Annotated in this window: 13 protein-coding genes and 1 pseudogene; 3 read left to right on the top strand and 11 right to left on the bottom strand. The window is 58.7% G+C overall.

Going from position 1 to position 14173, the window contains the following annotated elements:
• Positions 1 to 132 (top strand): annotated as a pseudogene (locus P3T40_RS37305) (IS91 family transposase); the annotation flags it as partial.
• Positions 133 to 637: 505 nt separating this feature from the next.
• Here the strand turns inward: P3T40_RS37305 and P3T40_RS37300 are convergent.
• Positions 638 to 832, bottom strand: a complete 195-nt coding sequence (locus P3T40_RS37300; RefSeq protein WP_429272709.1) for a hypothetical protein — start codon at positions 830 to 832, stop codon at positions 638 to 640.
• Between the two features lie 930 nt (positions 833 to 1762).
• Positions 1763 to 2629, bottom strand: a complete 867-nt coding sequence (locus tag P3T40_RS37295) for an SDR family NAD(P)-dependent oxidoreductase (protein WP_429272708.1) — start codon at positions 2627 to 2629, stop codon at positions 1763 to 1765.
• Positions 2630 to 2724: 95 nt separating this feature from the next.
• Between P3T40_RS37295 and P3T40_RS37290 the strand changes: the two genes are divergently transcribed.
• Entirely contained in the window at positions 2725 to 3393 is a 669-nt protein-coding gene (locus tag P3T40_RS37290; protein WP_429272707.1) for a TetR family transcriptional regulator, read from the top strand.
• Positions 3394 to 3549: 156 nt separating this feature from the next.
• Here the strand turns inward: P3T40_RS37290 and P3T40_RS37285 are convergent, their stop codons facing one another.
• Positions 3550 to 5016 (bottom strand): MFS transporter, encoded by a 1467-nt coding sequence (locus P3T40_RS37285; protein WP_429272706.1) that lies wholly within the window; start codon positions 5014 to 5016, stop codon positions 3550 to 3552.
• Positions 5017 to 5585: 569 nt separating this feature from the next.
• On the opposite strand from P3T40_RS37285, the gene P3T40_RS37280 reads away from it, so the two are divergent.
• On the top strand, positions 5586 to 5759 hold the full coding sequence (locus P3T40_RS37280) for an SDR family oxidoreductase (RefSeq protein WP_429272705.1): 174 nt from the start codon (positions 5586 to 5588) through the stop codon (positions 5757 to 5759).
• A gap of 75 nt (positions 5760 to 5834) precedes the next feature.
• On the opposite strand, the gene P3T40_RS37275 is transcribed toward P3T40_RS37280, so the two are convergent.
• From P3T40_RS37275 to P3T40_RS37240, 8 genes are all read right to left on the bottom strand, one after another.
• Entirely contained in the window at positions 5835 to 6539 is a 705-nt protein-coding gene (locus P3T40_RS37275; RefSeq protein WP_429272704.1) for an alpha/beta fold hydrolase, read from the bottom strand.
• Positions 6540 to 6549: 10 nt separating this feature from the next.
• A complete protein-coding gene (locus tag P3T40_RS37270; RefSeq protein WP_429272703.1) occupies positions 6550 to 6927 on the bottom strand; it encodes a hypothetical protein in 378 nt (125 codons plus the stop codon).
• Between the two features lie 106 nt (positions 6928 to 7033).
• Positions 7034 to 8269 carry an acyl-CoA dehydrogenase family protein gene (locus P3T40_RS37265; RefSeq protein ID WP_429272702.1) on the bottom strand — a complete coding sequence of 412 codons (1236 nt, stop codon included), beginning with the start codon at positions 8267 to 8269 and terminating at the stop codon, positions 7034 to 7036.
• Positions 8270 to 8273: 4 nt separating this feature from the next.
• Positions 8274 to 9404 (bottom strand): acyl-CoA dehydrogenase family protein, encoded by a 1131-nt coding sequence (locus P3T40_RS37260; RefSeq protein ID WP_429272701.1) that lies wholly within the window; start codon positions 9402 to 9404, stop codon positions 8274 to 8276.
• Between the two features lie 63 nt (positions 9405 to 9467).
• Positions 9468 to 10748 carry an FAS1-like dehydratase domain-containing protein gene (locus tag P3T40_RS37255; RefSeq protein ID WP_429272700.1) on the bottom strand — a complete coding sequence of 427 codons (1281 nt, stop codon included), beginning with the start codon at positions 10746 to 10748 and terminating at the stop codon, positions 9468 to 9470.
• Positions 10749 to 10855: 107 nt separating this feature from the next.
• On the bottom strand, positions 10856 to 11695 hold the full coding sequence (locus P3T40_RS37250; RefSeq protein WP_429272699.1) for an enoyl-CoA hydratase-related protein: 840 nt from the start codon (positions 11693 to 11695) through the stop codon (positions 10856 to 10858).
• Positions 11696 to 11828: 133 nt separating this feature from the next.
• On the bottom strand, positions 11829 to 12629 hold the full coding sequence (locus P3T40_RS37245; RefSeq protein WP_429272698.1) for an enoyl-CoA hydratase/isomerase family protein: 801 nt from the start codon (positions 12627 to 12629) through the stop codon (positions 11829 to 11831).
• A gap of 16 nt (positions 12630 to 12645) precedes the next feature.
• Positions 12646 to 14154 (bottom strand): class I adenylate-forming enzyme family protein, encoded by a 1509-nt coding sequence (locus P3T40_RS37240; RefSeq protein ID WP_429272697.1) that lies wholly within the window; start codon positions 14152 to 14154, stop codon positions 12646 to 12648.
• Between the last annotated feature and the right edge of the window lie 19 nt (positions 14155 to 14173).

The following is a 14173-nucleotide window of genomic DNA, read 5'->3' as shown; positions in this document are numbered from 1 at the left end:
CCGCACGAAACCGTCCCCGAAACGCGGGCCACCTTCATCTGCCGGCACTGCGGTGCGACCATGATCGTCATCGATATCCTTGCGCGCACCGCACCGATTCGCGCACCACCCACGCGCCGGGGCCAGACATGAGCGCGCCTGTTCCAGGACGGGTAACCCGACCGCCGGCTTTGCGGCAACGCGGCCCGCGAGCGAACGCTTGCGCCTGTCGCTCTCCGCAGCCCCTCACACCTCCGCTTCGCCATCACGATTGCGCGACTGCATCGCTTCGACACAACATCAGCGCCCATACCGCATCCCGCCTGGCCGCGCATACTGCAATCCCGCCGCGCATCCTCACACATCAATCGCCATAGCCCGAAAGCTCCCCTTGCATCGGGGCACCCCGCGGTTTCCTCCCTTCGGGTTTATTCAACGCCTGCCCGCACGCGCCGGCGCACGCTTCCCGGCCCGCAGACATGGGCAGGCGTCGAACAAACCTTAAGAACTGCAGTCCTTCCCTCGCGCCGGTTCCCCTCATAGCACAACACGAACGACGACGCCCTGCTCCCAGTCCATTTCCAGAGACATTGCCGCCGGGCGATTGCGGCGATAACCCGCGCTATCACCGCAAGGCGAAACTTCAGTATCTCGTGCCCTACCTGCTTCGCGGCAGACTCCCGCTCTCTACCCGGTCTTGAAACGCAGCTTCAGCGAAATAGATGACCGTCCACTCCGGCAGCTCCGCTTTTATCGCCTGCGCGATGTTCAATCCTTCTTGCGAAAACAGCTCGTAGTCAAACTCTCCCGTCGTTTCGTGCGGGAACAGATAGCTCTGGTTCTGCTCGTACATCCACACTAGGTTTCGATTCGCGCATGTAGAGCCGATGGGACCGGCCGCTCGTCTGGCTCCGCCATCATGCCATCGCTAAGCCAGACGCCAGTGGAAGAATGGTCAGCCATCAAACGAATCCATCCAAAACATGGTTCACATTATCGACACACGTAAACGGCGGACCTGTACCCACTCGGGCAACGATTCAGGCGACATCAAAACATTTAGTCTTTGCGGGCGCACTGCCCCCTCTGCACTCCCTGCAAAATCACGCGTTACCTTTGAGGCGCTCAAGTGACTGACGTTGTGCGACATCTTCCCCAATCTGTCCGGACTCAGCAAGAGAATGGTATTCGTTCACAACGCTTCGCTTTCGGAAGCTTGGGGTCTATTTTGGTGATCCGCTTTCCGTCGTAGCGTCGCCGAAAGTTTAGTCATCGCGAACTCGCATGCTGGAGATGTTAAGCATGGTTACGACGACGGTCGCAATTTACACGAAGCGACCATCACAGGTTCATTCGCGAAGGGCCGTACATGGCCATAGCACCAATTCAGCAAACTTTCCGATGCGCGCTGCACCTCGACCATGCTGCTGGACCCTGGGGGATTGCCGATCACCAAAACCCCATGGGTCGATGAGCGAGCCCGCATTCGCGACGCTCACGACTCCACCGTTACTGAACACCAGCTTGCTGGAGCTGGCCTGTCCCACGACCTCGGCAGATTGCCGCCGTTGACGACGGTACCTGCGCCCTCGACTACGAGGCTCGAGTTCGACCCGCCGAGTTCGGGCATCTCGATCGCGCAGTTATTTGGCGTGTGGCTTCCTACGATCACGCCAGCGCTGCCCGCAGCGTCGTGTTTGGTTTGTTGACAGCGATGAAAGAGACAAGGGAGGGGATATTAATCTTTCATCCCTGGATATTCCGCACGGCCAGGCAGGAACCGCTACGCGTTGTCCGCAGGAAGATCGACGGGATACAGTTGATCGAAATTGGCGGAGCTGCTAACCTGTTCCCACGCACCAGCCTCGACAATCTGGTGCTTTGAATATGCCTGCGCCATCTGCACGGCACCCGTCCCAAGCAGCAGATGTGTCGGTAACTGGCCGTGCTTGACGACCCGGACGAGGATCTCACCCGCACGCTTTGGATCGCCTGCCAACGCAATCCCTGAAGCCAAGATACGCGCGAACTCGCCCACGGTCTGGTCGTACTCTGCGGGTATGTCGGGAGTATTCATTGACGAACCCGCCCAGTCGGTAGCAAATCCGCTCGGTTCGACTACCATGCACTGGATACCGAACGGCACCGTTTCCGACTGGAGCACGCGGGTAAAACCGTCCACTGCAAATTTGGCGGCTTGATACGAGCCGAGTCCGGCCGTACCACCCACCCGTCCACCAATCGACGAGAATTGCACTACGATGCCGTGTCCCTGCGAGCGCAAAGTCGGCAGAGCCGCCTTTGAAACGTTGTAGACGCCCCAGAAGTTCGTCTCGAACTGCGTGCGGAAGTCCTCTTCGCTCGTGGTTTCTATCGGAGACACGTTGGCATACCCTGCATTGTTGACAACGACGTCCAGTCGACCGAAGCGGCTGACCGCCGCCTGAACGGCCGCAACAGCCGCTGCGGGATCGGTGACGTCGAGGGCGACCGGAAACACCCTGTCGCCATATTGCTTTACCAGCTCGGCGAGCTGCTCGGGACGGCGGGCGGTGGCGACCACGGAATCGCCGGCTTCCAGCGCCGCCGTTGCCAGCGCGCGCCCGAAGCCGCGAGAGGAGCCAGTAATGAACCAGATCTGGGAACTCATAATGATGACCTTTTTCAGAATTAAACATTCATGTTGATAAGCCATTTGAGCACAGATCCAACGTTAACGAAACGCTGTTTTGTTAAAGTGATCGCATGACTACACCTACTTTCCAGCGCGCTCGCAGCCTTGAGGCCAAGCAACTGCGCGTGAGCGAGATTCTTGAGACCGCACGGGTGCTCGGTACCGAGCGAGGCGTAGGCAACGTGTCACTGACGGACATCGCAGACGCGGTCGGTATGCACAAATCGGCGCTGCTTCGCTACTTCGAGACACGAGAGCAGATCTTCCTCATACTGACTGCATCGGCCTGGCACGAATGGGCGGAGGATGTAATCAAGCGCCTTCAGCGATCAGGAGAAGCGTCGCCGGCATCCGTCGCTGCTGCGCTTGCCAGATCGCTAGGCGCACGCCCCCTTTTCTGCGATCTCGTTGCGCACGCGGCACTCAGCCTTGAGCGCCACGTGTCGCTGGATGCGATACGCACCTTTAAGTTCGCCGCGCTTGACGCGATCTACGCCGTTGCGGCCCAGTTGCAGGATCGTGCGTCACTCACGCAAGGTCAGGCTATCGATGCTATTTCCACGGCGACGTGCATGGCTGGTGCTCTGTGGCAGATGGCAACACCGGCCCCCGAGGTTTTGCCGTTGTACCAAAGCGACCCGCGACTCAGCCATGTCGTCGCCGACATTACACCGAGGCTTTCAAGAATCCTGGGAAATCTGTTGACTGGCTTCGCAGTTGCGAATGACTCCGCGCGTTGAGTCAGTCATCCCTTCACCGACCAAAGGGGCTGTTCATCCGGGTCGCGGACCGCGGGCTGCTCACTATCCCAGCGCAAAAGAAGGAATTTGACCTACAAAACGACAGAGAAATTGATCGGATGTTGCGGCTGGAAAGACCGGTATGTCGCAAGTAGCTCACTTTGTTTGCGAGCCACCGCGATCTCTCATATTGGCTCCCGCGTTCCGATCCAGCGCCAGATAAACAGGGATCGACAACAAGGTCACGATACCCAGCGCGACAAAAGACAACGTAAAATCGCTCACCGTCAAGCGACCCGTTTCGCCCGCAGACAGATATAGCGTGAATCCTGCAAGGCTGATCCCCAAACCCAGACTGATCTGCTGAATGACCGTTGACAATGTCGACGCCCTGCTCACCTCTGCAGGATCCACATCGGCGAACGCAAGCGCAGAAGCGGCAACGAAATGCGCCGCCCTGAAGAATCCCCCTGCTACCAGAGTTACCACTATAAATATCGCTGGAGTGCTGCTGCGGAAAATCGCCGGTGCCATTGTGGCAATGGCGGTCAAAATCGCCGTGGCGAGTAGCGCCCTGCGAAATCCCATCGCCCGAATAGTGAGGGTTCCTCCGAACCTTGCGAGGATAGAACCAAGCATGACGGCGGTCATGACGAATCCGGACCGCACAGGCGACCATCCGAGTCCGATCTGGAACAGAAGGGGAAACAAAAAAGGCGCGGCACTGATGCTTGAACGCATCAGCGAGCCACCTATCATGCTGGCCCGATAAGTGGCTTTCGAAAATATCCGCAGGTCCAGCATGGGCGCCTTGCTTCGCAACGCATGCCACACAAACGCCACACCGCCGACTATCGAGCAAGCCACCAAGCCGATCTGCTCACCAGTCGAAAGCAATCCTGTCCCGACCGTCTCGGACAGGCTGACAACAGCCATAATCGTACATGCCGCCAATAGAAAACCAATCCAGTCGAATTTTCCGGGATGAGTATGACGAAGACGCGGTACGATGCGAAGCACTGCGAAGATTCCAACCAGCCCAACCGGCAAATTGATAAAAAAAATCCATCGCCAGCTTGCCACCTCCAGCAAGAGACCCGCCAACGGAGGCCCGAGCAACGGCCCAATCACAGCTGGCATCGTAAACGCGTTCATCGCGTGAACCAGCCGCTCGCGCGGCGTGGTTGCGACGACAATCAGTCGAGCAACAGGCGTCATCATCGCGCCGCCGATGCCTTGTAAAACACGTGCCGCGACAAGCGTCGACACAGAGTCAGACAGCCCACAGCAAAGGGAGCCCAGCAGGTAGATCTTTACGGCGTTCACGAAGACGCGCCGCGCGCCATAGCGATCCGCAAGCCAACCGCTTGCGGGCACAAACACCGCCATCGTCATGAGATACGCCGTCAACGCAAACTTCAGTTGCAACGGACTCGTGTGAAACTGCCGGGCCAAGGTCGGCAACGCCGCACCCAATGCAGAGGTATCAAGCAGATCCATGAATAGCGCACTGGCCATCGCCATGGGAAGGAATCGGGATGCAGTTGGAGGATCGGGATTGACTGTAAGTTCTGCACACGTCCTCGCATCCGAGATGTCCGGTTCAAACCCTCGCTTATCCATGACCTCTATCCATGACAAAAACAGTGCCCTTCAACTTGACCAGACGGGCGAAATGACCCATCGGAAATCCAGGACAGCACAGCCAGATCAACGATCCGGCTTGACAGTCCCCGCCCATCGTTCGATCATACGCAGATAAATAACACATAGTCAGTTTATAACATATATTTTTGTCCGACGACTGACGCGTTCATCGGCATTTTCTCGGACTCTATCGCATCAAATCACTCAAAGAACGTTCGTGCTAACGCATGTAACTGATGCAAAATCAGTTATCAAGAAACGCGTCGCAAAAAACGGTGGATTGAAAACGAAATCGACAGGAGGGCTGGAGAAGCGCATGTGCGCGACGGCTAGACCCCGGCCGCGCCGTAGTACTCGGAGATTTCGACACCCGATGTCTCGCCACGACTGAACGTGCTTTGAGCGAAGAAGGCTATACCGTCATCACTCAGCATCTCGATACCCCTGATGCCCGATAGGTCGAAGAATTCGCAAATCTCGTCGACTCACTGGATCCACTGCGGGCGTTCGTACACATTATCTCTTCCCCAACGGCTTCCATAGAGTTGAGGACCGCAGCAGTTGCCGAAAAGTTGAAGAGCGCAGCGTTGCCGCGAATAGGCACACCGGCCGATATCGCATCGGCCATGGAATGGCTGATCAGCCCCGCCGCCTCTTTCATCACTGGAAATGACATCCTGGTAGACGGCGGAGTCACCGCCATGTTGAAGTGGCATTGACGCTCCGCTCATCGTCCGACCCGCAATCTTCGCCCGCCCCGCTCGGCCACGCTCTAGGGCCATCGTTTTGCTCGGCTACCGTCCGATTTCCTGGAGCAACGCCTGTGCGAGCTCTTCTGGTGCATCAATCATCATGTCGTGGCCTGCGTCGATGGTGACGGTGCGCCACGCAGGATCCTGACCTAGTCTGTCAAATATTTCGCGGTTCAGGGCATAGCCATAGTTGCTGGCAAACATATATGTGCGATTGCGCACTGCACGCTCCCTGCCAGTCAAGCGCACCGCTTCAACGAAGGTGGCAACGGCTTGAGGCACGCAGCGGCGTTCGACCCATTCCGAATCAGCCGAATTGACATTGAAGAACGCTGTTCCGGGTGAAGGTACAAGACCGTCCCGTGCAGCAGCGGCAACCGTGCGCTGCATGGTTTCGAGCCCGACAACGTCGAACAATGACTGACCATCTTGCGGAACAATGGCATCAAGGTAGACGAGCGTGCGGATGCGCTCGCCTTCGGCTGCTGCTACGCCCGTGATCACCATGCCAGCATAAGAGTGGCCGCAGAGTATGACGTCCGTGAGCTCTTCGTTGCGCAGCACCGCGGCCACGTCCTCGACGTGAAGTGAAAGATTGACGGACATATGCGCTAGATGCGTACGCTCGCCAAGACCCGTCAAGGTTGGCGTAAAGACATCATGACCGGCGGCCCGCAGGATTCGCGCGACGCGGCTATAGCACCAGCCGCCATGGAAGGCACCGTGAACAAGAACAAAAGTCGCCACTGCTGTCACCTCACTCGATACAGGACGGAGCCCGCTCAAGCGCTCCAAATTGTCCGTCACCCATCCGATGGACCTCGTCGGGCGAACCATATAAGGCAAGGCCAATAGCCTCCCGTATCGTCGACGCCGCAAATCTCTGCAGCGGGTTGCACTCCACACCAAGCAGGTGCGAATTCGGACTGTACGCGTCCAGAGCAACCTCGAGTGCCTTCAGCATCGCGGGAGCAGCACGCAAAAGGCGAGCAACGGCGAAACCGTCTCCATGCCGCGTAGCAAACCGGTTCACCGTCGCCACGACCGTTCCGTCCGTGTCTCCGATCACTGCGCTGCGCGTGTCATACGGATCGATGTAGAGTTGAAAATTGTATTCACTAATGCAATCTGCCATGGTCACACCCACTTCGGAAAATAAGTTCGTTGGGCCGCGAATGTTCCGATCCCGTTTGATGCTTTGCTCAATGGTGACGAAGCGTGCGCGGTGGTGAATCGCCTCCTTATCGGGACGACGACATGGGTATCTCGTCAAAGGGCATGTTTCTGTCCGCACGCAAATCCCCAGGCAAGCCCAGAACCCGTTCGGCAATGATGTTTCTCAATATCTCATCTGTCCCGCCCGCAATCCGTTTTCCCGGTGCATATAAATAGGCATCCTGATAAAGTCCACCGTATAGCGATTGATCTGGATCGCTCACGACTGCGGCTGGCCCCATCATATCCAGTGCCAGCGAGGCGATCTCCTGAAGCCTGGTGGCATTGACGGCCTTGGCAATGGATGCCTCGGGACCGGGCTTCTGCCCGCGCGACAGGGCAGTCATTACACGATACCGTGTATATCGAACGCCCTCGGCTTGAACGAACCAGTCTGCGAGCTTCTCCCTGACACTCTGGTTTTCAACCGGCAACTTCCCGCCGATCCTCGTTTCCGAACATAGCGCGAATACGTCTGCAAACGTAGGACCGCTTGTCTCCGCGATGGCGAGCCGCTCGTGAGAAAGTGTGGTCAGAGCCACACTCCACCCCTCCCCCACGGCACCGAGGCGCTGCGCATCCGGCACCCGCGCGTTGTCAAAAAACACTTCGTTAAAGTTATGATCGCCAGAGATCCGCTTGATCGGCCTGACTTCGATTCCGGGCGAACGCATATCGATGAAGAACGCTGTGAGGCCCGCATGCTTGGAAACTTTCGTATCCGTGCGAGCCAACAAGAGGCCGAAATCCGCAATGTTAGCGTGCGACGTCCAGATTTTCTGCCCGCTGACGAGCCAGTCTTCCCCATCGCGAGTCGCGCGCGTGCGCAGCGCGGCGAGATCAGATCCGGCAGAAGGCTCGGAAAAAAGCTGGCACCAGAGTTCCTTGCCTCTGAGCGCTGGACCAACATGGCGCTCCAGCACCGCCGGTCCCGCGTAGCTCAGCAGTGTTGGTATGCACATGCCGAGCGTCACTTCGAATACACCACGAGGTACATCGAAGTGTGCCTCTTCCTGATTGTAAATAACCTGTTCGATCGCCTTGCCTTCGCGACCACCCCACCGTTTCGGCAACTGGATCGACGCAAAGCCATGATCGGCCTTGATTGCCTGCCATTCTCGGGCCCGCTTGACCATTTCCGCATCGGGCGCGCCTTGCGACAGACGCGTTGAAGTCTCACGCTTACGCCGGGCATTCTGCTCGAGGAATCTGCGCACGTCGGCGCGAAACGATGCTTCTTCTGGCTTGTCGTCAAAATCCATGATGTCATCCCGTAATGAGGTCAGGGCGCCGGACAAGTTCGCTCACAATATGCTCTTTCCAATCGGAGGAAGGTCCAATCAGCGCAGCCAGCATCTTTGCGCGCCTTAGATAAAGATGGCAGTCAGCCTCCCAGGTCACCCCGAAGCCACCATGCACCTGAATGTTTTCTTTCGCGCAAAGCTGGAAGGCGGTCGATGCGCAAACCTGCGCTGAAGCGGCAGCAATCGTCAGCTTCGATGGATCGCCCGCGAGCGCCCATGCAGCGAAATAGGCGTTTGACCGGGCCAGCTCAACGGCGATGTACATATCCGCCAATTTGTGTTTGATGGCCTGGAAGGAACCGATCGGGCGTCCAAACGCATAGCGTTGTTTTGCATATTCGACTGCCATGTCCAGACAGGCTTGTGCACCGCCCAGCAATTCGAATGCAAGCGGGACCCCGGCGCGCGCAATCAAGGCGCGCATGTCCTCCGCCGACATCCGCACCGATCCCAACCGTTCAGCATGAGCGCCGTCGAACCGAATACGTGCGTGATCGCGCGTCGGGTCCAACGTGACGAGGCGCTGCCGGTCGACCCCAGGCGCGTTCAGGTCGACGAGATAAAGACCACAGATACCGTCATCCGAGCCGTCCGTCGCAGCGACGATAGCGAACTCGGCATAAGTACCATCCGTCACGGGCCATTTGGTGCCACTCATAAGGTCACCTTTGACCTTGACCGAGAAAGGTCCGGTGCAGGTTGCCTCGAAGCCCTCGGCAAGCGCGAATGCACCTATCGCCTTACCCGCACCAAGTGCGGGCAGCAGTCGTTGCTTCTGCTCAACAGACCCGTGGATTTTGATCGCCATGGTCGCGAAATACACGGACGAGGAAAACGGAATCGCTGCGTTCGCCCGGCCCAATTCGTAGGCAAGCATACATAACACTTCCTCCGACAGGTCAGAGCCTCCATACGCTTCGGGAAGCGACACTGCCGTCCATCCCAGCTCCGCAACGAGACGCCACAGCGGTTCGTCGTAGGGACACAAACCATCGAGTACGCGTCGGGAACCGCGCAAGCTATCCTGACGCACAAGCGTCCGCTTTGCTTCCTCTCCGATGGCGAGTGCTTCTTCCGAGAAATCAAAATTCATGGTGTCCTCGACAAATTCCTGCTCTGTAGCGCGGCCGGCCCCGATATACGCACGCCGTCTGGTTCATCGGCGCTCCGCAGCCGCCTGCATCATCCCAGCGCCACGCGCCATCATGTCGTCGGGCGCGGGGGGAAGAACAATCGCCTTGCTGGCCCGGGTAGGAAGAATGACCGTCGCGGTACCCGGCGCCGTTATCTCGCCCCGTTGATTAGTACTCCATATTTCCAGATCGATCACATGGTGGATGCCGATCTCTCGCTTTCCGACCACCCGCCCGGAACAGATTGTCGTATCGCCCATAAAGTTGAATGCCCTCGACTGGCACGACAGTTGCCACAGCCACGCGTCATCGCCCATCCAGTTTGTGACCAGATGAATCAGCCAACTGGTGCGCATCTGCCCGTAGTCGTAGGAAGTCGGCAGTCCGAGATCCGTCGCGCGCTGATGATCCCAGTGCACTCGCTGTACCACGTCGGGCACTCCCCAGCCATCCGGAACGAAAAATGCCGGCATGCGGCTGCGCTGGCGCCAGTTGTAACGCAACGGCCCAATGCCGCTGCTGGACAACCCGAGACCCATGTGCATCGAAATGATGTCGACCATCGTCAGAGGTCCCTTTGCAACGGGCGTGAGCTCATCGCCGATCCGCACATCATCCCAGTATCGCTTTTCGGTCCCACGTCGCTGTTCAGCTGCATAAACCTCATCGATTCGGGCGATGTCCTCGTCGCTATAGGTCTGACGCGAAACCGAAGCGTAGCGACCAGTCTTCCTGCTACCTTCGCGTTCAGCGCTCAGATAGGCCTCTTCGCGGCGTCCGACTGGCAAGCCGACCCGGTTTACCCACAGATCGCGATAGACTTCGGTTACCGAAATGCCACCACTGAATGAAGACTTCTCATTGACCTTCACCTCGGACGTCACGCGCTCTACAAAAAGCTGTTCTTCGGGGTACACGGGTTGCCACCACGTCCACGTGACGCCTGTGTAGTACTTTCCTACGCCCCGAAACAGCCCCTTGAACAACTGCTTGTGCGTAGCGTCTGGCTTCGGCGTCAGGTTGGTGCCCGTCGAATGGAGAAATAGCGGAAAAGCGATCTGGTCGCGCCAGCGTGTGGCTCTGCCATAGGCGGGGTCATGCCACAGCGGATTGTCATCGCCACAGGCCCACGCGAAATGGCGCAGAACGTCGCGCGACGCAATCTCGTTGTACGGTTTGTTATAGGAAAATTTCGGAATCCCGATCTGCGCTTTCGCCCGTTCGATATCGGCCTGCGTGATCGTTCCCGAGCTTCCCACGGAGGCCGTTGCGTCTGCAGCGCTTTCCTGCTCTTTCAGTTCCATCTATTGTCTCCATAAGGACGATCCAACATTCGCGGACTATCCAGCACCTGTTCCTTGAGGCGCATCATTCGCTGTTACCCTGTCCCTGCGCGGCGAATGCGTAGCGGTCAGGTTCCGGTAAAGCGAGGCATGCGTTTCTCGCGGAATGCAAGCGCAGCCTCCTTAACGTCCTGCGTGCGACTGCAGCGCGCCATATGAAACGCCTCACATTCCATCACCTCATCCAGCGAAGCCACTTCCGCCCGCACGATGTTCTGCTTGATATAGCGCAGCGCGATCGCCGGACCGTCTGCCAGTCGGGCTGCCATGTGCAGCGTCGCCTGGCGAAGGCCGGGAGCATCTTCCACTCGCGTGACCATTCCGATGCGAAGCGCTTCCTCCGCTGAGATCTTGTCGCCGATGAACATCAGCTCCCGAGCTTTTGCGGAGCCCACCAGTTGCGTGAGGAAATAGCTCACGCCGAGATCGCCTGACATGGCAACCCGGACATAGGAGGTTGTTAGCGTCACGCCGCGTGCGGCGAACCGCATATCGCAAGCCAGTGCCAGCGCGAGGCCAGCGCCGGCCGCTACCCCATTGATCATTGCAATGGTCGGCTTTGGCATGCTGTGCAGCAACCGCGCGGTCTCGCCGTGATGAAGAAGGCTGTCGGCGCGATCCTCCAGACTAGGCCGCGTACCCGCATCGACCGCTTTAGAAGCTTCGGAGTGACGCATGTCGCCACCCGAACAGAATGCACGCCCGGCGCCACATAGGACGACCGCACCCACCTCCTTGTCGCTCGCCGCCTCGCGCAACGCATCCAAGAGATGCTGATGCAGATACGGCGTCAGCGCATTCAAGCTTTCAGGACGGTTCAGCGTAAGGATGAGAACACGTCCATCACGGACTTTCGTGAGTTCGCCATGCTCCCCCCGCTGCATGGAGTCTTCAGCGACGTCCCACATCGTGTCGGATATAGAGGTCATGACCCGATTCCTTGTCGATTGAGCTTGAGCTCACGCACGTAAGGGCTCAACTGCACCTGAAGGCGGATTGCTGTGGACCCGCTCTCCGCTCGCACAAAGGCAACGCGCCACTTCATCGCAGGGTCCATCCCGCCTCCGCTCTGGTGCTCGCCGGGTTCAAATCTGTGGCGATGGGCTTACCAATCTGTATGTACTTCAACGCATTGCTCACTGCCTGCGCCCTTGGCAAACTTTGCGCCTCCCAGACCGCGCGTACGGACCCTTGTACTGCCACGGGATGACGCCGTGCGATCATGGCGGCGAGTTCATGAGCACGCGCCCATAACTGTTCGTTCGCCGTCACCTCGGTGACCAGGCTTATCCGTAACGCGGTACTTGCACTGATCCGCTCGGCATCGGCGAGCAGCACCATTCGCATGATTTCCTGGTACGGGATGCGTCCCATCGCCCCGATTGGCTCGACTGCGGAAATCTTGCCGAACTTCAGGTGCGGATCGAAGAACGTTGCATCTTCGGAGCAAATCACGATGTCGGCTTCATTGAGCCAATAGAACGCCCCGCCTGCGGCGATGCCATGCACCGCCACAATCAGCGGTTTCCACACCTTATTGCTCTTAGGCCCGAGCCACTCGCCCGGATCGTCCTGATCGAACGGCATGTCCTCCTGGCCGGGCGCCCGCCACCCCTCCTTGACGTCGACCCCGGAACAGAACGCGCGTCCAGGCGCGGCACGCAAGACGACGACGCGCACGTCCGGATCGGTGCGTAGCCGCCGCCACAGCTCACGGAATTCGGCGACCATGTCCCGGTTAAAGCAATTGAGCTTGTCGGGCCGGTTCAATGTAACGGTTGCGATGCCGTCGGCGACGTTGACCAGAATGGTTGTGTAATCTTTGACGATCGTGCTTTCCATCTTCCTGTCCAAAACGCTAGAGACCCAACATCGCCTTCAGCTCCGGCCGACTCACCTTCATCGAAACCGTACGTGGAAGCGCCTCGACAATCCGGAACTCTGTGGGAATCATGTAAGGGGTGAGCGCCTGCCGGGCGAAGGCGATCAGCTCATCTGCAGTGGGTGCAACGGCGCCAGGGGCCATTTCTATCGCCGCGACCGGAACCTGGCCGAGACGGCGATCCGCCTTGCCAATGACCGCAGCATCACGCACGCCCGGATATCGTCGCAGCACGGCGGCCACTTCTTCCGGGAGGATCTTGAAACCACCACGGTTGATCGCATCATCCGCACGTCCGTGCAGGAACAGAAATCCGTCTTCGTCGATCGACGCAAGATCATTGGTGCGGATCCAGTCGGGCCCGAATCGATCGCACTTCACGCTCAGCACGCCGACCTGGCCTGCGGACAGCGCGGCCTCCGGGTCATCTTGCGCTGCGACTTTCAGCAAGACATCACTGCGCGCGCGCCCAACACTGCGACGCTTGGCCGATGCGTACTGTCGATGGTCGTCGAGCGTCCAGCCGGCCACGCCGCCGATAAACTCGGCCGCGCCGTAATCGACCAGGATGGGGACACCATAGCGCTGCTCGAAATCGAGCTGCAGCTGCGGATCGAGCGGCGCGGTTCCCGCCCGAATCGCCTTCAGGCTTTTCAGCCACTGCCGTTCGATGTTGGCTTCCAGAATCATCTGGATCATCGCCGGCACCAGACTCGCGGATTTGATCTGATAACGCTCGACGGCTCGCGCCCATTCGTCCGGCACGAACTTTTCGAGCAGCACCATCGGACGCGCCTGATACAGCGCGAGTAGCAGTCCAAACAATCCACCCGCATGGCTAAATGGCTTGAGCAAAATTGCTGGCGAGCGCTTCAGGTTCAATTCGCTTTCTGCTGCGCCCTTGCCGCGCTGTTCAGCGGATTGAAGCGACGGGATCAGTACGTCTTCCTGCACTGGAATCCGCTTGGGCGCCCCCGTCGTGCCACTGGTGAGCCTTTCCAGGATGTATCCTGGCATGGGTTGCCGATGTGGACCGGTACCGACCATTGAAAGCTGAGGGTGCACGCTCGTGCGTACCGGCGAAGCGCCGCTGACGATAATGCCCAGCGTACCGGCTTGCTCCGCTGCCGCCACTACGCCTTCTTCTGCCCAGTCTTCTTCGTCCGCGAGGACAGCACATAACCGCTGAGCAGCCAGCTCCGCCGCGAAGGTCGCCGACGCCTGCCTTGGCCGCAGCGGAACCACCATCCAACCGCCGATTAGCAAACTGACGAACGAGGCCACCGCTGCTGGCCGATTGCGGGCCACCCAGCCAATTGGTGCATCGCGGCCTATCCCGTTGCGCAACAGCAGACGCTCTATTTCTTCTGCCGCGCGACTGAGGTCTCCCCAGGTCGCAACCGTGTGGCCGGCTTCGACTGCAACTGCGTCAGGCTTCAGGAGCAGCACGCTGCGGATACGTTCACCCAGGTGCCTGGTGCTCATCGACGACATTTCATCTCCA

This window comes from Paraburkholderia sp. EB58 (assembly GCF_050436665.1).
Classification (GTDB): Bacteria; Pseudomonadota; Gammaproteobacteria; order Burkholderiales; family Burkholderiaceae; genus Paraburkholderia.
This window is presented reverse-complemented; position numbering and strand designations above follow the sequence as displayed.

Coding starts and splice junctions, on each gene's coding strand:
- P3T40_RS37290 (WP_429272707.1), top strand. CDS start 2,725: ATGACTACACCTACTTTCCAGCGCGCTCGCAGCCTTGAGGCCAAGCAA.
- P3T40_RS37250 (WP_429272699.1), bottom strand. CDS start 11,695: ATGTGGGACGTCGCTGAAGACTCCATGCAGCGGGGGGAGCATGGCGAA.
- P3T40_RS37295 (WP_429272708.1), bottom strand. CDS start 2,629: ATGAGTTCCCAGATCTGGTTCATTACTGGCTCCTCTCGCGGCTTCGGG.
- P3T40_RS37260 (WP_429272701.1), bottom strand. CDS start 9,404: ATGAATTTTGATTTCTCGGAAGAAGCACTCGCCATCGGAGAGGAAGCA.
- P3T40_RS37240 (WP_429272697.1), bottom strand. CDS start 14,154: ATGAGCACCAGGCACCTGGGTGAACGTATCCGCAGCGTGCTGCTCCTG.
- P3T40_RS37245 (WP_429272698.1), bottom strand. CDS start 12,629: ATGGAAAGCACGATCGTCAAAGATTACACAACCATTCTGGTCAACGTC.
- P3T40_RS37270 (WP_429272703.1), bottom strand. CDS start 6,927: ATGGCAGATTGCATTAGTGAATACAATTTTCAACTCTACATCGATCCG.
- P3T40_RS37265 (WP_429272702.1), bottom strand. CDS start 8,269: ATGGATTTTGACGACAAGCCAGAAGAAGCATCGTTTCGCGCCGACGTG.
- P3T40_RS37255 (WP_429272700.1), bottom strand. CDS start 10,748: ATGGAACTGAAAGAGCAGGAAAGCGCTGCAGACGCAACGGCCTCCGTG.
- P3T40_RS37300 (WP_429272709.1), bottom strand. CDS start 832: ATGTACGAGCAGAACCAGAGCTATCTGTTCCCGCACGAAACGACGGGA.
- P3T40_RS37285 (WP_429272706.1), bottom strand. CDS start 5,016: ATGGATAAGCGAGGGTTTGAACCGGACATCTCGGATGCGAGGACGTGT.